The organism is Actinospica robiniae DSM 44927 (assembly GCF_000504285.1).
Taxonomy (GTDB): domain Bacteria; phylum Actinomycetota; class Actinomycetes; order Streptomycetales; family Catenulisporaceae; genus Actinospica; species Actinospica robiniae.
In genome coordinates, this window is record NZ_KI632511.1 from 1,561,387 (window position 1) to 1,583,429 (window position 22,043).

General features: G+C 69.2%; 17 protein-coding genes and 1 pseudogene. 4 read left to right on the forward strand and 14 right to left on the reverse strand.

Annotation, left to right across the window (positions count from 1 at the left end):
- Positions 1–24 precede the first annotated feature (24 nt).
- The 9 genes from ACTRO_RS06775 to ACTRO_RS46925 form a co-directional block, all read right to left on the reverse strand.
- Positions 25–681 (reverse strand): TylF/MycF/NovP-related O-methyltransferase, encoded by a 657-nt coding sequence (locus ACTRO_RS06775; RefSeq protein ID WP_051450423.1) that lies wholly within the window; start codon positions 679–681, stop codon positions 25–27.
- A 44-nt stretch (positions 682–725) separates the two neighbouring features.
- On the reverse strand, positions 726–2,717 hold the full coding sequence (locus ACTRO_RS06780) for an ATP-binding cassette domain-containing protein (protein WP_169739835.1): 1,992 nt from the start codon (positions 2,715–2,717) through the stop codon (positions 726–728).
- Between the two features lie 86 nt (positions 2,718–2,803).
- On the reverse strand, positions 2,804–3,454 hold the full coding sequence (locus ACTRO_RS06785) for a histidine phosphatase family protein (RefSeq protein WP_342673751.1): 651 nt from the start codon (positions 3,452–3,454) through the stop codon (positions 2,804–2,806).
- 60 nt (positions 3,455–3,514) lie between these two features.
- Positions 3,515–4,177, reverse strand: a complete 663-nt coding sequence (locus ACTRO_RS45400; protein WP_051450425.1) for a histidine phosphatase family protein — start codon at positions 4,175–4,177, stop codon at positions 3,515–3,517.
- Positions 4,174–5,943 carry an NUDIX domain-containing protein gene (locus ACTRO_RS42925; protein ID WP_051450426.1) on the reverse strand — a complete coding sequence of 590 codons (1,770 nt, stop codon included), beginning with the start codon at positions 5,941–5,943 and terminating at the stop codon, positions 4,174–4,176. Before ACTRO_RS42925 ends, ACTRO_RS45400 begins: the two co-directional genes overlap by 4 nt.
- A gap of 15 nt (positions 5,944–5,958) precedes the next feature.
- Complete coding sequence (locus ACTRO_RS06805; protein WP_034262045.1) at positions 5,959–6,957, reverse strand: hypothetical protein; 999 nt, start codon at positions 6,955–6,957, stop codon at positions 5,959–5,961.
- A gap of 268 nt (positions 6,958–7,225) precedes the next feature.
- On the reverse strand, positions 7,226–8,629 hold the full coding sequence (locus ACTRO_RS06815) for an FGGY family carbohydrate kinase (RefSeq protein WP_051450427.1): 1,404 nt from the start codon (positions 8,627–8,629) through the stop codon (positions 7,226–7,228).
- Complete coding sequence (locus ACTRO_RS06820; protein ID WP_051450428.1) at positions 8,626–10,158, reverse strand: amino acid permease; 1,533 nt, start codon at positions 10,156–10,158, stop codon at positions 8,626–8,628. The genes ACTRO_RS06815 and ACTRO_RS06820 overlap by 4 nt, the downstream gene beginning before the upstream one ends.
- A gap of 180 nt (positions 10,159–10,338) precedes the next feature.
- Positions 10,339–11,334, reverse strand: coding sequence for a hypothetical protein (locus tag ACTRO_RS46925; protein WP_063627933.1), 996 nt, complete (start codon positions 11,332–11,334; stop codon positions 10,339–10,341).
- Positions 11,335–11,948: 614 nt separating this feature from the next.
- Between ACTRO_RS46925 and ACTRO_RS50805 the strand changes: the two are divergent.
- Positions 11,949–12,428 (forward strand): annotated as a pseudogene (locus ACTRO_RS50805) (ATP-binding protein); the annotation flags it as partial.
- A 790-nt stretch (positions 12,429–13,218) separates the two neighbouring features.
- Here the strand turns inward: ACTRO_RS50805 and ACTRO_RS06835 are convergent.
- Together ACTRO_RS06835 and ACTRO_RS06840 are read right to left on the reverse strand one after the other, a co-directional pair.
- On the reverse strand, positions 13,219–14,475 hold the full coding sequence (locus ACTRO_RS06835; RefSeq protein ID WP_034273503.1) for an acyl-CoA dehydrogenase family protein: 1,257 nt from the start codon (positions 14,473–14,475) through the stop codon (positions 13,219–13,221).
- Between the two features lie 73 nt (positions 14,476–14,548).
- The gene (locus ACTRO_RS06840; RefSeq protein ID WP_169739836.1) at positions 14,549–15,754 is read right to left on the reverse strand and encodes a PucR family transcriptional regulator; all 1,206 of its coding nucleotides are present in this window, start codon (positions 15,752–15,754) and stop codon (positions 14,549–14,551) included.
- A 170-nt stretch (positions 15,755–15,924) separates the two neighbouring features.
- On the opposite strand from ACTRO_RS06840, the gene ACTRO_RS06845 reads away from it, so the two are divergent.
- On the forward strand, positions 15,925–16,770 hold the full coding sequence (locus ACTRO_RS06845; RefSeq protein WP_084316033.1) for a class II aldolase/adducin family protein: 846 nt from the start codon (positions 15,925–15,927) through the stop codon (positions 16,768–16,770).
- A gap of 246 nt (positions 16,771–17,016) precedes the next feature.
- Positions 17,017–18,222, forward strand: a complete 1,206-nt coding sequence (locus ACTRO_RS06850) for a PucR family transcriptional regulator (RefSeq protein ID WP_051450430.1) — start codon at positions 17,017–17,019, stop codon at positions 18,220–18,222.
- On the opposite strand, the gene ACTRO_RS06855 is transcribed toward ACTRO_RS06850, so the two are convergent.
- Positions 18,212–18,910 (reverse strand): TetR/AcrR family transcriptional regulator, encoded by a 699-nt coding sequence (locus ACTRO_RS06855; protein ID WP_169739837.1) that lies wholly within the window; start codon positions 18,908–18,910, stop codon positions 18,212–18,214. The genes ACTRO_RS06850 and ACTRO_RS06855 overlap by 11 nt on opposite strands.
- 252 nt (positions 18,911–19,162) lie before the next feature.
- On the opposite strand from ACTRO_RS06855, the gene ACTRO_RS06860 reads away from it, so the two are divergent.
- Complete coding sequence (locus ACTRO_RS06860) at positions 19,163–20,101, forward strand: SUMF1/EgtB/PvdO family nonheme iron enzyme (protein WP_051452308.1); 939 nt, start codon at positions 19,163–19,165, stop codon at positions 20,099–20,101.
- A 69-nt stretch (positions 20,102–20,170) separates the two neighbouring features.
- Here the strand turns inward: ACTRO_RS06860 and ACTRO_RS06865 are convergent, their stop codons facing one another.
- Positions 20,171–20,485, reverse strand: coding sequence for a hypothetical protein (locus ACTRO_RS06865; RefSeq protein ID WP_034262058.1), 315 nt, complete (start codon positions 20,483–20,485; stop codon positions 20,171–20,173).
- Between the two features lie 58 nt (positions 20,486–20,543).
- On the reverse strand, positions 20,544–22,004 hold the full coding sequence (locus ACTRO_RS06870; RefSeq protein WP_051452309.1) for an aldehyde dehydrogenase family protein: 1,461 nt from the start codon (positions 22,002–22,004) through the stop codon (positions 20,544–20,546).
- Positions 22,005–22,043: the final 39 nt, after the last annotated feature.

Below are 22,043 nucleotides of genomic sequence, written 5' to 3' on the forward strand. Positions count from 1 at the left end.
AGGTATCTGGGCATGCGCACAGGGTCAACCAGGTTTCCGAAACACCCCACAAGGGGCATTTACGCCAAACGGCCGGACATGCTTCGCCCCGCCGAAAAAATCCTCACACGCACGCCGGACGCCGGAGGACTGCCTGGAACCTTCACCGTGCGCCGACCCAGGACTGCCGTAGCCCGCGACGACCAGGGGCGCACCCGTGGCAAGCACCGGGACGCAGCAGGTGAGGCTAGCCATCATCGGCTCATAGAAGACGCAGTCAGCGTAGGCGAAGGCGATCGCGGCCGGCAGCTGCGAGGGCAGAGTGTCGCAGAACCACCCTGGATGGATTACCGGAAGCCGCAGATCCCAAGCGCGATGCGCGGCGACGACCTCCTCGACACCGCACGCGAACTCCCCCTCGCGCAGCCCACTTGCTTCGTCGTGGCAGCTCGGTGCGGGCATACCCCGAAACGAATCGAAGACGTGAACCCGGCGATCCGCCAAGCCGAACCGGTCGAGCTGCGCCCGAAGCCACAGCGCCATCGCGCCGCGGTAGCAGCCGAGTTCAACCACATCCCCGGGAATGACGCGCTTCGCGACAACGGCCACCTCAGCCTCGACTACAGCAAGCCGATCGGGATCGACCGTCGCGTCGTGGTTCTCGAGCAGCCAATCCCGCAACTCTTCAAGCTGGAGCGTCACCAGGATCTACCTCATGGTTACGAAGGAAGCTGTCATCAAAGTCGCTAATGTGCGCACGTCGCGGAAGGTGGACATCCTTCCGCGGATTCGACAGTGTCGAGAGCTGCGCCGAACTGAGACGCCTGAAGAGAATACAGTGACTGATATTCCCCGCGGGCGTCCATCAGGTCCCGGTGGCTGCCGGATTCTACGACGCGCCCGTCCTTGAGCACGATGATGCGGTCGGCGCGGGCGACCGACGAGAGGCGATGCGTGATGAGCACCACGGTGCGTCCGTCGGCGCGGTCGAGGACTCGGTTGAACGCCTCTGCTTCGGCGCGGGGGTCGAGCGCTGCGGTGGGTTCGTCGTAGACGGCCCAGGCCGGGGCACGGTAGGCCGCTCGCGCGTTCGCGATCTTCTGCCACTGGCCGCCGCTCAGGTTCGTGCCGCCCTGGAACTCCGAGGCCAGCAGACTCCTATACCCGTCCGCGAGTTTCTCGATCACCCCGTCCGCGCCGGAGGCCGCGGCCGCCTCACGCATTCGCTGCGGGTCCTCGACGTCGGGCCGGCCGATCTGGATGTTGGCTTCGGCCACGAACGGCCAACACGGGTAGTCCTGCGCCAGGACGCCCACGTAGGTGCCGGCGCGGGTCCGGTCCATCGCCGAGGTCGCCATGTCGTCCCAGCGCACCTCGCCCTCGGTGGGCAGGTACAGGCCAAGGATGATCTTGGCGAGGGTGGATTTGCCCGAGCCGTTCTCCCCGACCAGCGCGATAACCTGCCCGGCCTGAAGGTCGAGGTCGATGTCGGCGATGGCGGGGTTATCGCGGCCGGGGTAGGTGAACGAGACGCCGCGCAGGCTGATCGTGTTCGGCGGTTCGACGGGTACGAGGCCTTGCCCGGTGATGGCGGCGGCTTCGGCCTGGGCGATGGCGTCTTGCCAGTCTGCGAGGTAGAGGCCGTATTCGAAGATCTGATTGATAGTGCTGATCGCTGAACGGATCTGGGCGGTTCCGGTGCGGATGGCGAAGGTGGCAGTGCCGGCGGTGGCCAGCGGCACCACCCCGCGCCAGAGCAGGTAGCCGAGCAGAAGGTAGCAGCAGGCCAGGGCGGTGCCAGAGACAATGCCCGCGGTCAAAGTGGTGCGCGCGTCTGCGCGGGCGAGGCGTGCTTGTTCGCCCTCGTACGCGGCGGACAGGCGCGCGTAATGCGCGTGGAGGAACCGGTCGACCCCGTGCAGGCGGATCTCCTGGGCGGGCTGTTTCTCGGTCATCAAGTCGGCCAGGCGCCGCTGCTGGCGCGCCCTACCCTGCCAGGCGATGCGCGAGCGGTTGCGCCGCCGGTAGGACACCATGCTCGCGATCCCGCCCGGGAGCGCAGCGAGGATCAGCAGAGGCAGAAGAACCGGGCCGAGGACCACCAGGACGGAGGCGGCCGCGGCCATCGCCGCACCGGCGGTGATCAGCTCGGTGATCTGCTCGATGACGTACTCCGCCCAGCCCGCGCCGAAGCTCGCGCCCTCGAGCGTGTCATGGAAGGAACCGAGCTCAAACACCGACAGCTCCACCGAGGTCGCCCGGGTCATCAGCTCGGTGAACGCGTGCCGGGTCACCTTCGGGCGCAGCCGGCCAGAGGCGGCAGACCCGGCCGCCGAGAGCAGCGCCCCGCCGCCCGCGGCGGCCCCGACCAGGATCAGCGCGGGCAGCGCGGCGCGCGCCCGGGCCGGGCTCGGGCCCGCGGCGAGAAGCCGGATCAGGATCTGGTTGGTCGCTAGCAGCCCGAACGCGGTCGCGATCCCGGTCGCGCTCTGGAACACCAGCATCGCCACCAGCGCGCGCCGATCCGCCCGCCACCCCAGTCCCAGGCAGATGCGGATCAGCTGTGGAAGGCGGCGGACGAGCTGGGCGAAGGATGCCTCGACTACAGCCGTGTGGTGCCGCGCCCAGCCCATCTGGAACACGATTCCCGACCCGAACAGCGGATCCGGCGCAGCCGACGACTCGGCGGTGCGGCCTCGGCCCGCCCGCCGGGGCGGCCCGGCAAGAGCCCTAGCCATGGGCGCACTCCGCGCTCTCGGCCGGCACGAGTTTCCAGGACGAGATCCACATCTCGCATCCCTCCCCAACATGAATCAGTTGTCTGCTAAATCCTGGTCGTGCGTGGCCAGCACGTGTCGTGCGGTTCCAGGCCGGTTCCCGCCAGGTGCCGGACGTCGTTGTGGGCGAGCAGGGCCCATGCCCCGCCCTCGTGCGCGCCCGGCCACACCTGGCGGTGGTGGCGCCATCTACTGATCCCGGTATGCCAGGTGATCTCGTAGGCACGTGCGCCGGAGTCCGGGGCGAGACCGAAGTAGGCCGCGAGCGCCGCGTCCTGAGTCTCGGCGTGAGCGATGATCAGGACACTTCGCCCGGAGTGGCGGGCGGCCAGGGCGCCGAGGAACCCTCCGGCACGCTGCCGGTTTCTTGCCCAGCACTCGGCACCCGGCAGCGCCGCCGCATCGTGGGCGAGCAGACGGATAGTGCCGATCGCGTTGGACGCCGGATCCCACGGGTCGCCAGGGCCGTGGTCGAGCGAGCGCAACGCTGGCGCAAAGACCACGTCGAGGTTCAACGCCTTGGCGACCGGCTCCGCGGACTCCACGCAGCGCCGCCGCGGGGAGGCGTAGAGCACGTCGAAGCTGCTGTCGGCTCCGGTGCTCGCGGCCAGGTGCATCGCGGTGTACGCGGCTTGGCCGCGTCCGCGGCGGGTCAGGCCGCGGCAGTCCGCGACGGCAAGTCCCCGTATCTGAGTAATAGGCGGCCGTGTCGTGGCGCACGATCGTGACGTGGGTGGCCGGGTGCACTGTGGTCCAGCTCATGCCTGCTCCCGCGCCTTCCTGATGTCGGCCAGTTGGGGGTAGGGCGGCGGCTCGTCGGGCAGGTCCAGGTGGGCGGTGGTGTTGTGTGCCGTGAGATAGCACGCTCCGGCTGGGTCAGCCTCGTCAGCCCGGTGTGTCCAGCGGGTGAGCGCGCCGTGCTCCAGCGGTGCGCCCCACCACGAGCCCGCGACGGGCAGGCGCAGGAACACGGCCATCGCCGTGCGCGCGGTGACCTGGTGCCCGACCACCAGGACGCGTTGGCCGGGGTGGTTGAGCGGCAGGCTCCTAAGAAACGCAGCGGCGCTTTCCGCGTACGCGGTCGGTCCCTCGCGGTCGAAGTCCGGCCGGGCCTCGGCCACAAGGCCGCCGGCCGAGGTGAGCACTCCGGCCTCGGGCGGACGCAGCGGATGCGCGACAAGCGCCTTGAGCGCCAACGCGCTGGCGACGGGCTCGGATGTCTGCAGGCAGCGCAGGCTCGGCGAGGTGTAGAGCGCATCGAACGCGCCGTGTTCGCGGGCGTCGTCGGCGAGCGCTGCGGCCAGCCGGCGGGCCTGGCCGACGCCGTGGGCCGAGAGCCCGCGCAGGCCTTCGGTCACCGCGGGGGCCTTGTTGTCCCAGGCTTCGCCGTGGCGGATGAGGATGATCTCGGTGTCGGTCACAGCTCGAGGTTCCAGTCGGGTGTGCGCGCGGGCAGGTCGGGGTCGCCCTGGTCGCGGTAGCCGTCGGCGGCCGGGCGGTCTACCGGCAGCCGGAGCACCCGCGCGGCCTGCCCGGCCGCACGGGCCTGGATCTGGGCGTGCGGGCCCCAGTCGAGCAGTGCGGGGGCGCGCCAGATATCGACGAGGTAGCGGCGGTACGGGCGGCGGCGGCCTTCGAGTTTCGGGTCCGTGTCCGGGCAGATCGGGTAGTAGGCGAGTACGGGGGCTGCGAAGCGGGCCTGGGCCTGGCCGTTCGGGAGCGCCGCGTCGTCGTAGGTGACCTGGTAGCCGAGGAGGACCGCGCTGCGCTGGTCGATGAGGATCTGGCTCTCCTCGAATGCCTCGCGTGCCGCGGTAGCGAGCTGGTCGCGGTCCTGCGGTTCCGGGTGCCCGGCCGGCAGTGCGAAACGGCCTTGGTCCACGCGGTGCTGGAGCAGCACGCGGCCGTCGCGGTCGAATGCCCAGACCCCTGCCTGGGTCACCGGTACGCACTCGGGCAGGTGCTCGTGCCACTCCCAGACCGGGCGTGCCCCGGGCACGTGGCCGTCCTCGAGCTGCACGAGAGGGCCGCCGGGGTCGATGAAGCCGGAGAATACGGTGCGGCCCTGACAATCGAATGTCCAGGACCCCCTGTCTGTCACGGCTCTTTCATTGTGCGAGCGCTGGGCGAGGGATGCGGCGTACAGCCACCGCGCCGTACGCCTGTCCACCAGCGTCTCGCTCTCGTCTTCGGCGACGAACACGCACTCTCCGTCCGGGCTGCCCGTGTCCGCCCCTACCTCGTCGCGGCCGGCATCGTCGAGGGTCGCGGCGTCGAACACGAACGTCGCGGCCATCCCTCCCGGCCCGTTCGCGCCGGTGTCGAGGGCGACCAGGCGCGGCAGCGGCTGCGAGAGCCCCAGTTGCTCGCGGGCGCAGCGGATGGCGGCGGCCGTGGGGTATTCGCCCTCGGCGATCTCGCCGCCGGGCAGCGCGAACCCTCCCGGTTCCTTCCCGATCAACGCGATCGCGCCGGCCTGGTCGCGCACCATTAGCGCGACCTGCGACCCTCGCCGCGTGGGCGCCGGATGCGCCCTGGTGGTCAGTTCGGCGATGAACTCGAGCTCGAGCACGGTGTGTTCGCCCTCACCCGTGCCCGGGTGCTTCTCCTCCAGTGCGAGCGCCACCCGCTCCGCATCCGCGCCGCGCGTCACGCGGGCGGGGTCGAGGGCTTCGAGGGCCTGGGCGCGGGTGGGGAAACGCAGCGAGTCATCGATGCGGAACCAAGCCGCCCGACCCACGGGATCATCCGGCGCGCACGCGGTGACGATCGAGCCGATCACCACATCGCGCGGCACGAGCGCCGTCGGCCGCAGATCAAGGAAGGCGCGGCGCCCGACGAGGGCGTTGTAGGCGTTGGTCTCGACGGCGAGGGTGCCCGGGTCGTTGAGGAACATCACCGGCTTGCCCAACCGCAGCGCGTAGGCGATCTCCGAGGCGGTGCCAGAGCCGGCGTACCCGCCGGAGTTGGCCACCACCACGACGTCCGAGGCCGCGATCTTGCGCAGATGCAGCGTGGCGAGCGCGGCCTGCTCGAGCGGAGAGATATTCGCGCTGTACGGGACCGGAGTGAGCACACTCGCCCCGGCCACACCCAACAGCAACTCCAGCTGGGCGACGTCGGTGGCGGACCGGGTTGGCGCGCACACGCACACCGTCGCCCCGCCCAGGTCCTTGTAGCGAATCACAGGGTTCTGTCTCCTTTACGTGGTGGTCGCCGGGGTGGGGCACGGTCCGGCGGAGGTGGATTGGCTGGCGGTGAACGCTCCCGCCGAAGCGGACACAACCACTCCGGCCCCGCAGTAGGGAACCGCGTCGATGCCGAGCGCGAACTTGTACGAGGTGGCGCCCGAGAGCGCCTTCGTTTCGGGCACCGCACGCGACGGCGCCGCCGTGCCCCGATAGGTGATCTGCACGTCCACCGGCCCGGTGCCGGTGGTGTCGAGGTAGAACAGCGCGGCGATCCGCGGCGCGCCCGAGCCCGCGCCGAGCAGCTGGATCTGCAACGAGGTGACCTCGCCCGCATCCGTAGCAGCAGATGGGGCGGAGGGGCGCTCAGCGAGCGGTGTGGAAGCCGGCGTGCGGATCGGGCGCGTGGGGGTGTGCGCGGAGGGCGTTTTCGATGCGGTGGCTCGGGAGCCGTGCGCGGCGAAGGATTGCAGGCAGATCGCCAGCACCGCGGCACTGGCGATGACCACCAGCCCGGACTGGGTCAGCATCCTGGCCTGGGAGGCGAGCAGCCGCGCGGGCGGCTGGTCCGTCTCGCCGTGTTGCTCGCTCAACACAAGATCCTGTGTCGAGCCGCGGTGGCGTCCCGGCCAGCGGGTGGAAGTCTCGGCGGGCACAGACGCCGACGGGGCAGCAGCACTCAGCGCGGTGGGGGCAGGCCGGCACACCAGATCGCGCAGCGCGGCGCCCGCTCTCGCGATCTCGGACAGGTCGGCCGCGAGCGCTTCACCGTGCTCTCGGGTCCACTCCCGGGCGCCGAGCGAGGCGAGCTCGCCCTCCCAGTGCGACAACGCGAACCCGATACGCACACGAAGGGCTTCGAGCCCGCGGCGTTCCCGCCCGCCAAGCCCTTCGGCCGCGAGATCCCGCAGCCCGTCGCCGGTACACCGCAGGCGCGCCACGGCCGCGGCGGCGAGTTCCGCGGTGTCGGGCCGCTGCCAGGACAAGCTCAACAGCAAGCGATCGAGACCCATCTGCCCCCTTCCCGGAGGGAAGGGGGGATGCTGTGCCGGCGAAGCGGCGCCTTCCGACTCCCGAACCCCGGCGCATCGTTGTTCGAGACCCTGTACATGCGCGTGGGCGGCGCGAGCTATCTCACGCATCATGCTCTCCTTACGGAATCAGCCGTCGCATGCAGGGATAGGGGCCCCGCGCCCCGGGAGCTGGACCTCAGGAGCCAGATACTCGTTGTTTGACGGGTGTCTGTGAGAACCCGGGGCGCGGGAGCTTGGAAGGGGTCGGTCAAACCCCGCAGAGCACCGGATCCGGCTGGGCGCGCCCGGCGACCTCGCGCCAGCGCGCCCGGTAGTGCTCGGCTTGCTCCGGTGCCCACTTCGGCAGGACCGGTTTCCCGAGCCGGTCGCCGGCGAGTTCGAGTTCGATCGTGGTGGCACGGTCCAGGGCGAGCCGGGCCAGCGCCGCCGCGCCCTGGGCGGTGGCGTGCGCGCCGGTGTAGGCGCGCACCGGGATCTGCAGCAGGTTCGCCTGCGCCTGCAGCAGGCACGTGGAGTTCGTCAGCCCGCCGTCGGCCAGCAGCACCTCCACCCGGGCGCCGGCCTGGTCATACAGTTCCGCGACCGACGCCGCGATCCCGTACACCGCAGCGGCCACGACCTGGTCCCGGCGCGTGCCCAGTTCCAGCCCGGCGATCCGCGCGCCGGAGTCCTCGTCGAAGGACGGGACGAACACCGCGCCGCCGGGGTTGGCGGCGCAGGATGCGTCGAGGTTCTCCACCCGCTCGAGCACCCCGACCTTCACCAGCCACGACAGCGCCGTGGCCGCGGCGAACACCTGCCCGTCGGAGCAGAACGTGCGCGCTTGCTCAATCTGCCAGGCGGTCGAGCACGTCGCGCGCGCCGGGCGGGCCGGCGGGAGCGGACCGAGGTTGGCCAGCAGGAACGCCCCGGTGCCGTAGGTGACCTTCACCTGACCGGCCCTCAGGCAGCGCTGCGCGAGCAGCGCCGCCGGCTGGTCCAGGATCACCCCGGCCACCGGCACCCGGTCGCCGAACACGCTCGTCTCACCGACCACCTCGTCGTTCCCGACGATCCGCGGCAGCCGCTCGCGGTCGAGACCGAACAGCTCGAGCAGGCGCGCATTCCACGCGCCCGAGTCCAGATCGACCAGCAGCGACCGGGACGCGGTCGCCGCATCGGTGGCGAACTGCCCCGTCAACCGGTGCAGCAGCCACGCGTCGATCGTGGAGACGACCCCCTCGCCGGTGACGTGCTCGCGCAGCCACGCCAGCTTCGGTGCGGTGAAATACGAGCTCAGCCGCAGCCCGGTGGCCGCCACAATCTCCTCGGCGTGCTGATCGAGGCGGCGGCAGACCTGCTCGGCACGCCGGTCCTGCCACGTGACCAGCGGGCTGAGCGGCGTCCCGGTCGCAGGGTCGAACGCCATGACCGACTCGCCCTGGGTGGCCAGCGCCAGCGCGTCGATCCGGCGCCCGGACTGCGCCACCGCCTTGGCGCCGGCGACGAGCATGCCCCGGTAGATCTCTTCCGGGTCCTGCTCCACCCCGCCGCCGGGCAGGGTGGTGGTGACGACTTTCTCGGTGGCGTGGGCCAGCACCTTCCCGGCCGTACCGATCACCACCGCCTTCGTCGCCGTGGTGCCCTGGTCGATCGCGAGGACCGTGGTCATACCAGCTCCCCCTCCATCGCCGCGAGCTCCTCCGGCGTGCCGAACGACTTCGGGCCCGAGAAGCTGCGCCGCGCCGTCACCAGCCACCACACCGTCGCCAGCACCAGGACCGCGAGAACGGCAAACCCGGCGTAGTTCAGGTTGTGCCAGGTCACCGGTGCCGCCTCCGGGCAGACGAACAGCACCGTCTCGAACGCGATCCACCCGATCGCGATCCGGCCGATCAGCGCGCTGTAGCGGCCCAGCGAGAACGGGCCTGGAGTGAAGTCCCGCCCCACCCTCAGCCGCAGGAAGATCGGTATCGCATACGCGGTGAACAGCCCGATCACGTTCACCGAGGTGATCGCGTAGAACGCCACCGACGACTTCAGCGAAGGCAGCGCGAGCAGGAACGCGACCCCCGTTGCCAGCCACACCGCGCCGATCGGCGTCTTCGTCTTCGTAGTGGTCTTGAACCACCAGCGCGAGCCGGGCAGCACCTCGTCGCGCGAGAGCGCGAAGATCAGCCGGGAGTTCGCCGTCACCGAGGACATCCCGCAGAAGAACTGCGCCACGATGATCACGATCATGAGCAGCTTCGCGGTGTTCGCCCCGAGCGCGTCGATCATAATCTGCAGCGGCGGCACCGTCGCGGTCGCCTCCGCGCTGTAGTGGTGCAGCGCGAGCATGAAACCGGCCAGCAGCACGAACCCGACCACCCAGGACACCACGATCGAGCGCACGATCCCTGACGGCGCGCCCTTGGCCGCGTCCCTGGTCTCCTCGCTCACGTGCGCCGAGGCGTCGAACCCGCAGAACGTGTACCCGCCCACCAGCAGCCCGATCGCCGCGACGTACCAGAACCGGGTAAACCCTGTGTTGTTGAACGTCGCGGTCAGCACGTAGCCCACGGACTGGTGCTGGGCCGGCAGGAACAGCAGGCACCCGACGATCAGCAGGACCCCGAGCACGTGCCACCACACCGAGACCCGGTTGAGCAACGCCACGAGCCTGGTCGCCTTGCTGTTGAGCAGCCCGTGCACGACGAGCACCAGTGTGTAGATCCCGAACGTCGTGCCGGGCGTCGCCGTGAATGACCACTGGAGCGCGATCAGGGCCTGGACGAACACCGCGAGCCCGTAGTCGATGCCCGCGGTACCGCCCACCTGCCCGATCACGTTCAGCCAGCCGGTGTACCAGGACCAGCGCGCCGCGTTGCGCTTGGCCAGCTTCGCCGACCAGTAGTACAGCGCCCCAGTCGTCGGGTACTTCGAGGCCAGCTCCGCCATCGCCAGCCCGACCAGCGTGGTCATGCCGCCCACGATCAGCCAGCCCCACAGGATCTCCGCCGGCCCGCCGGTGTTCAGGCCGTAGCCGAGCATGGTCATGCACCCGGTGAGCACCGAGATGATCGTGAAGGAGATCGCGAAGTTGTCGAACTTGCTCATCGTGCGCAGCAGCGACCGCGGATAGCCCATCCGGTGCAACTGCTCCTCATCCTCGGACAGCGACCGTCTCGCCTCGGCGGTGCCTTGAACATCGAACGTCATTTCAAACCTCTCATCAGATGGGTTGTGATCCTCGGCCCGTGTGAATGTGCTGCGAACCGGTGGGGAGCCACGGGAATCAGGCGTGCTCGCCGTGCCGGTACCGGACGATGCGGCGTCCGGTACCGGCGCGCACGGCGCCCCACGCAGCCGCGGCCCCCACGGCGCGGCTGCGCCAGACGATCAGGCGGCGCCTCCTCCCGGAAGCACGGAAGGAGGCCCGACGTGGCATTGCGCCCGCGCCCGCAACAGCGGCGCCTCCGGGCCCTCGGAGGGCTTGTCCGGATCCACGAACGCGGACCACGGCTGCGAGGCGGCATATGGGCCCATCGCGAGGAACACGTCCCCCGCCTCGGGGGTGCGTCCGCCGGCCCACAGCGCGTGCGCGAGATACGAGTAGTCCGTGACCGGCGGGAACCTGCGCGCCTGAGCCTTCGGGAACCAGCGCTCGAACAGATCCAGCGCGTACTGCAGCGTCCCCGGCCGGCGCCACTGCCAGTCCAACTGCTGCGCTGCGCGCTGTTTCGGATCCTTCGACCGGTACTGCTCGACCAGCGCGATCAGCACAAGGAGCTGCGGATCGGACTCGAGCGGAGTCGAGTTCGCCACGTGCAGCGCGAAGTGCAGCCGGTCAGCGTCGGAACCCAGGCAGTACAGAAACCGCACGTGCGCCTCGCGATGAAGAGAGTCAAGCGCACGGATCCGATCGAACAGCTCCCACGGCCCCACAACCTCCGCAAGCCCGTCCGGCCCCTCCGGACCCGGCTGAGGCGTATGCCCCAGTCGTGCCAGCGTCAACAGCGCCACCAACGGCGTGGGGTCATCCGGCGCAGCCGCGACGGCAGACTTGCAGGCCCGCAGTGCCATCTCCGCCAGCGCCTGCCAGCGCTTGCGCGGCTCCTGTGCATCGTGAGACCGGATGGCGCGCGCCACAGCCGTCCGCGCGTACAACAACTGAGCATCAGCGCTTCTCGGCTCCTCACGGAGCCAACGCTCAGCGACATCCACATCCGAACACGCCGAACCCAGTACCTGAGAGCGCAAGGCACGAAGGGCGAAGTCGTGACGAGTATCAGCGAGGACCTCCACTACAGTGCCCGGCCGGGCCGCGCGCGCCGAGACGACCGCCGACGCCAGATTGTCGTCGGCACCTGCAGCCCGCCAAATCAAAGTGCTCATTAAGGGAGCACTCCAGCGCTGATACACGGAAGGCTCGCAGCGCAGCGAGACCGCCTTGAACTGTCAACTCTCGTTTGACGTCGCACCATCAGGCCACCGCTTCGCGTCGATGACTTGCGCGACTGGTACCGGCAAACAAAAACTGCGCCAGTCCGAGCGGACGGGTCGTCCGCCCAGGCTTCTGTCCGACCAAGCCAAGCCGCTTCAATGCGCTTCAACAGTTCAGTGATGCGATAGAGGCGTCGCCCGCGGACCTGCGAGATGCCCGTCGGCGCCTCCCGCAGCGTGATCGGCAAAATCGCGCCGGCGTAGGCCCGCGGACGACGCTCCCGGTGTGGCAAGGCTGGCAAAAGGGGATTCCGCCGACGCCTCACCTCACCGGGGTCTGACGTGGGAAGGGGCGTCCGCCCACTGAGGAGCCCACCTACCCCACCGGCTTCCCCGATTCTGACAACACCAGAATTTGACGGCGCGAGCCTTGCTTTGCGGGCTGCCTCGACGAGACCGAACGAGCGGATCCAACGCCGAACCGTCCTCGCGGGCCTGATCAACAAGTACCGGCCAGCAGCCTGAAGTCGCAGGTCACGCCATCGGCCGAGTACTCGACCACTACACGCACCCTGGACGACATGTGTGACGCCGCCGTCCACGCACTCGCGCCGACCGGGCCTAAGGACGACATCGTGCTGCTCCTGGCCCGCACCCGGGCCATCGAGGCCGACCGGGTCGCCACCTGGACCCTGAGCCGCGACCCCGCCGTCGTGAGCACCGCTCGTACCCTGGCAGATCAGCAACTGAACACCTGAAACCTGCAGGAACTCGCCTTCACCACCGAGCTGGTGGTCAGCGAGCTGGTGACCAACGCCATCCGCTACGGGACCGGCTCCGGCTCCATCCAGTTGCGTCTCATCCATGACCGTACCCTGATCTGCGAAGTCTCCGATGGCAGCAGCACCTCCCCGCACCTGCGCTACGCCCGCACGGACGACGAGGGAGGCCGCGGCCTCTTCCTCGTCGCCCAGATCGCCCACCGCTGGGGCACCCGCTACGCCGACCAAGGCAAGACCATCTGGGCCGAACAAGCCTTGACGTAGAGCGACATCCACGTACGTGCGGCAGGTACGAGCGCCAAAGCGGACACCGCCATGGGGGCTGGGGCCCGAAGACGCCGGGAGCCGATCTTGCGGACCTGCTCGTGCACAGGCTTTCGCGCACCTGGCCGAGGGGCCGGAGAGCAGCCGGCCGAGGGCGGCGCCCCAAGCTGCTCGGATCGGACGAGCTGCTGCCGTCGCCGTCGTCGACCAGGCACATCAGGGCACGAACGTGCCGAGCTGTTCGAACGGCTGGCGAACGCTTCAAACACGCCGCTCGAGACGGTTGACATCGGTTCCACGCGCACTATAGAGCGCGAGTCCAGCTGAGCGAAGCTCGAGAGCATGCGATCGCGCCCTTGCCGGGCCGAGAAGCTGTTGCCCGCGCAGCGTCAGGACATTCTATCGGTATTCAGGGCCGCGGCGGGCTGCCTGTCAGGTGACTGGGGATCAGGCCCGCGCCGACTTCGCCCTCAACCTGTGCCCATGGGAACGGTCGAGGTCAATACCGTGGGCACCCAGTGTGGGACATGAGGCTGCACTCGGCAACCCAGAACCTGAAACGTTCCGCATGATCGCCAACGTGCGGTTCGCCACACCGCGCGGGCAATCGGTGAGCAAAACGGCGAACTCCTCCCCGTGCGCGCCACGATATCGCCGCGCCGCACCTACGTGGACAGGCCATCCCGCCAGCGCCGGAAGCGGGATCTCATCAGACCGGGCCGGCCGCGGGGATGGGGATCCCTACGCCCAGCCCTCTTCGCTGCGTGCGGGCACCCGGCCCTGGGGGGCCTCAGCCGGTGATGCCGCGCCCGAATATCTGTCGCGCGATCATCCACTTCTGGATCTCGTTGGAGCCCTCGTAGATCTCGCCGACCTTGCTGTCCCGGTAGATCGCCTCCACCGGCCCGGGCCGGCCGTCCGCACCGATCTCGCTGGCGAATCCGAGGCCGCCGAGGGCCTGTACGGCGTCGCGCGCCAAGTCGACGGACAGCCGGGTCGCGTACCACTTGGCCATGGCGGCTTCGGGTTCCGCGGTGGTCCCGGAGTCCAGGCGCAGCGCGGCCTTCGTGTAGAGCGAGCGCGCATTCTCGATCTCTGTCGCCCGTTCGGCGAGCAGGAACTGCCAATGCTGGTTGGCCGCGATGGGCTTGCCGAACGCGTGACGCGTCGACAGGTGCGCTACCGCGTGGTCGAAGGCGGCTTGGGCCATGCCGACGCCCGCGGCGGCGATCGCGATCCGGCCGTGGGTCAAGGTGCCCAGAGCCTGGCGCAGCCCTTGTCCTTCCGCCTCGCCGAGAATCTCGTGGTCGCCGAGCTCGACATCGTCGAACTCGATGTCAGCGGTCAACTGGCCGCGGTTGCCCATCTTGCGATCCGGGATTCCCACGCGGACGCCGGGCAGGGTCAGGTCGACGATGAACATGCTCAGACGTTCACCGGTGCGAGCGAGCGTGACGGCGAAATCGGCGACCGGCGCGTTCGATATCCAGCGCTTGCGGCCGTTGAGCAGCCAGCCTGTGGCCGAGCGTGTGGCGACCGTTCGCAGCGTCTGCGGCGCGAGGTCGCTCGAGGCGTCCGGTTCGGTCGTGGCGAACGCGCCGACGACCGATCCGTCGACAATCCTGCGCAGCCAGCGCTGCCGCTGTGCGTCGGTGCCCAGCAGGAGCGCGTTGCCGGCGAGCATGCACTGCGCGTCGAAGACGGCGGCGATACTGCTGGAGACATAGGCAAGCTCTTCCATGACGACGGCGGACGCGGCCGCGGGATGGCTGAGCCCTTCGCCGCCCACTTCGGCCGGGAAGGGTATGGCGTACGCGCCCTCGGCGGCGAGTGCGTCGAATACGGCGACCGGGAAGCCGTCCGTGCGCTCGTCCGCGGTGGCGATGCTCGCGGCGTGCGGCGCCACCGTCTTCTCGGCGATCGCGCGCATTCTGGCGCGGACGGCTTGGACCTCCTCAGGGGCCAGCAGCTCGCGATAGAGCCGGTCCGCCTGGCGGATCGGCGCGAGAGGACTCAACGGGGTCGGCGAGGAGTCGGTGGTGGGCATCATGTATCACCTTTTATATTTCTTGGTTCTGTTAGGTGTGCGTGTCGCGCGGAGGCGGAGTTTTCAGTCGGCCTCAGGACGGTGACGGCCTGAGGCCGTATTGGGCGATGACCTCCATGGCCATGCACAGGAGCGTGACATGACGTGGTTCTGCGACGCGGCAGCCGATGAGCTCCTCGATGCGTCGCAGTCGATAGCGCACCGTATTGCGATGGCAGTACACGGTGCGGGCTGCTTCGCCGGTGGCTCCGCCGGCCGCGATCCATGCCTGCAGCGTCTCGAGCAGCAGCGTCCGCTCGATCTCCGGCAGCTGAAGCAGCGGCCCGATGATCCGGTCGGCGAGTTCGACGGCGGTCTCGGGTGCGCTGGCCAGCAGAGTGGCCAGCGGGTCGTCACCGTAACGGCGGATCCCGGTTCGGGCAGTCGGGATGCTCCGCAGCGCGATCGTCGCCCGGTGGCGTGCCGTCCCCGCGGCGGTGATGTCGCCGAACACAGGGCTCAGGCCCATCCTCACGGACGCGTCGCCCGGAAGGACCTCGAGCAGGTCGCGATCGGCTCGGAGGCTGGAGAGCGACGCGAGGCAGACCAGTCGGTCCTCTCCTGCATGCCAGAACGTTTGTATGCGGCGTGCCGACAGATGCGCCTGCCATGGGGCTGCGGATGCGGAGGCGTCCAAGACCCCGACTTGATAGCGCCCATGGCGAGCCAGCCCCAGCGCCTCTGCTCCGGCCGACTGGCGACTCGGTTCGGCTGCGGTGAGTCCGAGGAGCGCCTCGACGTGCGCGTCGCGCTCGGCCTCCACTATGCGCACTCGGGCTGCGACCGCTTCGTTGTACGCGCGGCGAAGCTCCGTGGAGAAGTCGTCGAGGACTGTCCAGAAGTCGGTGACCTGCCCGAGGAGGCCACCCACGGCATCACGGTCCTCGGGGTCCACGGCGCCGGCCAGAGATTCCCACACGTACTGGAATCCGATGCGCAGTCCGTGCAGTACCGCGGGGAGCGGCACGCCCTGTTCGGCGCGCCGCCTGCCCAGTGCCGTGACGGACGGCAGGTCGAGCGGGGCGAGTCCGGCGAGGTAGCGGTACAAGCCGGCCTGCAGTGTCGTGCAGGCTGCTTCGAGATCCTCGAACGGCACGACGAATCCGTCGGCGAGGTCTGTTTCCGCCTGCGCGACCCGCCGTGCCAGTTCCGCCGCCAACTCGTCGTTGTGCGCGAGCAGCCGTCGGGCGAGGTCGGCCAGGGCCGAGCAGACCGCGCCACGTCTGGTAACGGTGATCACGCGAGGAACCAGGGTGCGAGCGAGCGGTGCGACAGTGCCGCGCACCGGCGTGGGTTGTGGGTGTGCACAATCCTCCGGCCGTCGAGTGCGCACGCGGGACATCGACGCGGCTGAGGGCAACAGCCACCCTGAGGTGTGTAGCCGTTACGTCGACTCCGAGGAGAACCGTCATGCCCTCCGCAGATCCCGCGGCCGGTGACACCCGGCGCCCGACCGCTGAGCCGCTCGCACCCTCCGGACTGCAGCCGATCCCCGAAGCGGATCTGATCTTCCCTCGGCCGCCGGCTCACCAGGATCCGGCAGTCGAGCGGCGTCACCGCAAGGAGAGGTTGGCCGCGGCGCTGCGTCTTTTCGGCCGTTTCGGCTTCGAGGAAGGCGTCGCAGGGCACATCACCGCGCGCGACCCGGAGTATCCCGATCATTTCTGGATCAATCCGCTGGGCGTCTCGTTCAAACAGATCAAGGTGCGCGATCTCTTGCTCGTCAGTCATGCGGGCGAGGTGGTCCAGGGCAGGCACCGGGTCAATCGCGCCGCGTTCGCGATCCACGCCGCGATCCACCGCACCCGTCCCGACGTCGTCGCCGCCGCGCACAGCCATTCGGTGTACGGTAAGGCGCTGTCGGCCACCGGGCAGCTCCTGGAACCGCTGACTCAGGATGCCTGCGCCTTCTACCAGGACCACGCGCTGTTCGACGACTACACCGGGCTGGTCAACGACCTGGCCGAGGGCGGGCGTATCGCTGACGCGCTGGGCGACCGGAAGGCGGCGATCCTGCGCAATCACGGCCTGCTCACCGTCGGATCCACGGTCGATTCCGCCGCCTGGTGGTTCATCACCATGGAGCGGTCCGCTCAGGCCCAGCTGGCGGCCAAGGCGGCAGGTCCGACCGTGCGCATCACGGACGAGGACGCCAAGCTGACCTACGGTCAGATCGGCGGTGAGTTCGTAGGCTGGTTCCAGTTCCAGCCCCTGTTCGCGCAGATCTCGGGTACGGATCCCGATCTGTTCGGATGACGCCGCGTCGCATGGTCGACAGGCGGGAGCGGCGGCGTCGGGCTTCGGCATACCGGCAGACTAGGAGCCCGAACGCGGCAGCGCTTGTCGCGAGCAGATGAGCAATCGATCGTTGTTCGTCATTTCGCGACAGCCGGCGCTGGTGACGGACACCGACTGCGGATAGTGTAGGAACCCGTGAGTATCGAATGGATGGCGCCGCGTGACCCCGCCGCTCAACGGGCGTGGGCGGAGGTACTGCGACCCGTGGCCGAACAGTTGGCCGAGTTCGCGCCGCGGCTGACGGATGAGATCGCGGCGGCGATCCTGGCTGCTGTCCCAGGGGTCTTCGACGACCCCGACAGCGCGGCGGAGAATCGTGCGAGCACCGAGGCGAGCCTGGTATCGATCGCTCACGCGATGGCACGCGCCGAAGACCCGACGAGGATCGAACTGCCCGCCGCGACCGTCGCGTTCGGGCGCACGGCCGTGCAGCGCCGGGTAGGCAGCGGGGTGATCTCGCACGTCTACCGGGCCGCGCACGAAGTGCTGTGGCGCTGGATACTCGCGCACATCGGGGAACACTCCCGTGATCAGCGTCAGCTGATGCAGGCCGTCGGTCTCGCCTCCGCGTGGCTGTTCGCCTGCGAGTCCGTATTCGTGAAAGCCGCCGAGGAGCTTTACGAGGCTGAGCAACAGCAGTGGCTGCGCAGTGCGGCGGCAGTGCGCGGCGAGACGATCAACCAAATCGTGGAGGGCAGCGAAAGCAACCTGGAGCGTGCGGAAAGCCGCTTACGCTACAAGCTCGGCCGGCACCACGTCGCCGTTACCGCGTGGACGCAGTCCGCGGCCGATCTCGAGGATCCCTCGGCCGTGGAGGCGGAACTCGGCCGCGCGGCCGAACTCCTCGGCGGCGAGAGCACCCTGTTTCACTCCACCGGCCTGCGCTCAGGTGTGCTGTGGGTGGGTCGAGATCGCGCCTTCGACGCCGAAACCCTCGCGTCGGCGTGCCATCGCTTGAAGCCGGCGGACGGAACGCGGCTGGCGTTCGGCGAGCCGGGGCATGGGCTCGCCGGATTCCGCCGGACGTATTTCGAGGCGGGGCACGCCCGCCGCGTCGCCCTGCTCCGCGGCACCGAGGCACCCCCGGTCAGCCGGTACGCCGACCAGGCCGTCGTGGCCATGGCCACGCTCGATCCGGATCAGGCGGCGATCTTCGTCGACCGCGTGCTCGGGCCCCTGTCGAAGCCCGACGCAGCCGTACGCCGAACAGCGGAGACCGTCGCGGCCTATCTCGCCGAGAACGGCAGCCGCGTGCGCACGGCGCAGCGGCTCGGAATCCACGGCAACACGGTGCGGTATCGGATCCTGCAGGCCGAGCGTGCGCTCGGCCGGAGCCTGGACGTGGGCAGCGTCGACCTTCACGTCGCACTCATGCTGCTCCCGGCCGTGCGCAGCCGGCTCAAGGGGTGAGGATGCGGCCTGACCGCGGCTGCGGCCGCAACGCGGCCTGCAGATAGGCGGTGAGAGCGACGGAGCCTTGACGAATCACGGCGGGATCCGGGATGCGGCTTTCCCTGAATGCGAGGTCCAGGATCCGGTCGCCGAGCTCGACGACGAGCGTGAAGACCAGTGGATCCGTCTGGTGGTCGGCGAAACCTGCCGCGATCGCCATAAGGCGCAACCGCTCGGCCAGATGACGGTTGTAGTCGCGTACTTCCGCACGCACCGTCGGCGAGACCCGGCCGTCGAGCCACAGACGCGCGGTGTTGGGGTGATCCGCGAAGTACGTGGCATGCGCACCGAGTTCGCGTTCGACGATGTCCGCGAGGGAGCTTGGCGACCAGCCGGCCTCGGCTTCGGCGAGAAAGACCCCGAGCCGGTCCAGGTGCAGTTCGATGAGTGCGTCGAAGATCTGCTCGCGGTCGGCAAAGAAGCGGTAGAGCGACGGTGCGGTGATCCCGGCGCGCTCCGCGATCGCCCGCGTGGTGGCCGCGTCGACTCCGCTCTCCTCGATCAGGGCGTCTGTGGCCTCGAGGATCCGCTCGACGGTTTCACGACTGCGGGCCTGCACGGGTTGCCTGCGCCGCCGCGCGCCTGCCGGTTGTGATTCCTTGTCGCGTGGAATCCGGGGGTCGTCACTCCTCATGGCGGCAGGCATGGAGGAGATCATAACGCGATTAGCGTTAGGGGTTCTAGGGGTACCCGGCTGCCTCATTGAGAGCATAACACGATTCATGTTAGCTTTCAGTCGAGTCCCCTCGTCCTCAAGGAGAGAGCGGCCATGACCGACCGTGCGCTCGACCTGTTCGTCTCTGCCACTCGCGACGGCGACGCCCCCGCAATCGTCCTCGACGAGAGCACGCTCAGCCCCCGGCGCGCTCAGCCTCCCGCGCCGCATCCGGACGGCGACATGGTGTGGATCCCCGGCGGTAGCTTCACCATGGGATCCGACCACCACTATCCCGAGGAGGCCCCGGCTCATCCGGTGAGCGTCGACGGGTTCTGGATCGACCGGCATCCGGTGACCAACGCCGAATTCAGGGCCTTCGTCGACGCCACCGGGTATCGCACCCTCGCCGAGCATCCGACGGATCCGGCACTGTATCCGGATGCTGATCAGGCGATGCTGGAGCCGGCTTCCGCGGTGTTCACGCCTCCGAGGCACCCGGTGGATCTGAGCGACGCCTATCAGTGGTGGCGCTACGTGCCCGGCGCCGACTGGCGGCATCCGAGGGGGCCGGACACGTCGATCGAGGACCGGCTCGACCATCCGGTGACCCAGGTCGCCTGGGCCGATGCGCTCGCCTACGCCGAGTGGGCGGGCAAACGGATCGCCACCGAGGCCGAGTGGGAGTACGCGGCGCGCGGGGGTTTGCCGCACAGCGAATTCGCCTGGGGTGACGAGCTCAACCCGGGCGGGGAGTACATGGCCAACACCTGGCAGGGCGAATTCCCGCACGAGAACCTCCGGCTCGACGGCTACGCGGATACCTCACCGGTCGGCGCGTTCCCGGCCAACGGCTACGGCCTGATCGACATGATCGGCAACGTCTGGGAGTGGACGGCGGACTGGTACGCGGACCACCGCGTCCTCGCCCCCGGCAAGCCGAGTTGCTGCGGAGCACCACGACCGCGGGCCAATCCGGTCGGCGGCGAGGAGGCGGCGAGCGTCGATGCGGGCTCGTCCGGCACGCCGATTCCGCGCAAGGTCATGAAGGGCGGCTCACATCTGTGTGCGCCGAACTACTGCCGCCGGTACCGTCCCGCGGCGCGCCTGCCTCAGCCCGTCGACACTTCCACCAGTCACCTCGGCTTTCGGTGCGTACTGCGCGCGGACGCGCGGACGTGAGAGCGCCGTCTGAGTCCGCCAAGCGGACTCAGACGGCGGGCGCACGGACCAGAGCGCAGCGCACGTGCCCTATTCGTCGGCGGGGGCGCCGGTGAAGCTGAGCGCCAGTTGCCGCATCGCGCCCACCCCGGCCGCGGTCTCTGGTGAGATGCCGGCCACCACGCCGACGGCGACCTCGCGGATGTGCTGCGGCTGGTTCTTCAGGCCCACGAGCACGAACACGTCGATGAGCTGCAGGATTCCGGCGAGCTGCTCGGCGGGCAGACTGGCCGTCAGGTACTGTCCCACCGTGAGGTGAGCGTCGTGCGGGGCCTCGGCGACGAAGGTGTCCACGAGGGCCGCCAGCGTCGCGCGGCGGACCTCGGTCAAGACGGTGTCGGTCATGGTGTCGCTCTCTTTTCTTCCGGTCGTCCGAATCTCGTCCTATATGTGGCGGCGTCGATCAAGGCAGTTGGAGCGACACCGTCTCGAGGAAGTCCTCGAACCCGGCCCGACCCAGCTCGCGGCCGTTCCCGGACTGCTTCACCCCGCCGAACGGGGCCTGGATGTTGAAGGCGCCGTCGTTGATCTGCACCTGCCCGGACTCCAGTCGCCGCGCGAAGGTGACGGCCCGTTCGACGGACGCCGAGTACACCCCGGCATTGAGTCCATACACGGTGCCGTTGGCGAGAGCCACCGCCTCGTCCTCGGTCTCGTAGGTCTGGATGACCAGGACCGGGCCGAAGATCTCCTCCTTGACGATCCGCATGTCAGGGGTCGTGTCGGTGAAGACCGTCGGCCGGACGTAGTAGCCGTGTTCCAACCCGTCGGGCGGGTTCACACCTCCGGCCAGCAGCGTGGCGCCCTCGTCGATGCCTGAGCTGATGTACCCGCGCACGCGCTCTTGTTGGGCGGCGCAGGACAGCGGCCCGATCACCGACGCGGGCTCGAACGGGTCGCCGACGACGATCTGTTCGGCCGCCGCCTTGGCGATCGCCTCGTATTCGGCCTTGCGCGCCGCGGGCACGATCAGGCGGGTCAGGGCGATACAGGTCTGGCCCGAGTTGAGACAGCAGCCGCCGATGGCCGCCGTGACCGCCGCGACGGGGTCCGCGTCGTCCAGCACCACCAGCGGTGACTTGCCTCCGAGTTCCAGCGACACGCGCTTGACGGTCTGGGCGGCGACCGCGCCGATGCGCTTGCCCGCGGCTGTGGAACCGGTGAACGTCACCATGTCGATGTCGGGATGGGCGACGAGCGCCTCGCCGACGGTGGGCCCGTCACCGCACACGAGATTGAACACTCCCGGCGGAAGCCCGATCGCTTCGAACACCTCGGCCAGCACGAAAGCGCTCAGCGGCGCCACTTCACTGGGCTTGGCCACCACCGTGCAGCCGGCGGCGAGGGCTGGCGCGATCTTCGCCACGATCTGGTGCAGCGGATAGTTCCACGGGGTGATCGAGGCCACGACACCGACCGGCTTCTTGATCACCAGCGAGTTGTACAGCCGCTCCTCGAACGTGTAGTCGAGGGCTACCTCACTGGTAGCCGAGAGGGTCATGAGGGGCAGACCCACTTGTACGACGTTGCTCGTGGCGTACGGCATTCCCGTCTCGCGGCTGACCATCGCGGCGATCTCGTTCTGCCGCCGCCCCAGCTCCTGCGCGGCAAGTTTCAGATAGGCCACCCGCTGCGCCGCATCCAGCGCGGACCACGAAGGAAATGCCTGCCTCGCCGCATGCACCGCACGCTCGACGTCACCGGCCGTGCCCGCCGGCACGGTCGCCATCACGACGCCCTGGGAGGCGTCGGTGACCTCGATCGTCTCGTCCGTCTCCGGGGGAACCCACGCACCGGCGATGAAGTGGGAACTGTGAGTGATCACGTATGTCTCCTCGTTGAGTTCTCCGCAAGCTGGATTCATGCTCGGCAGATCGACGACAAGGAGCAATGTGCAGCGGCA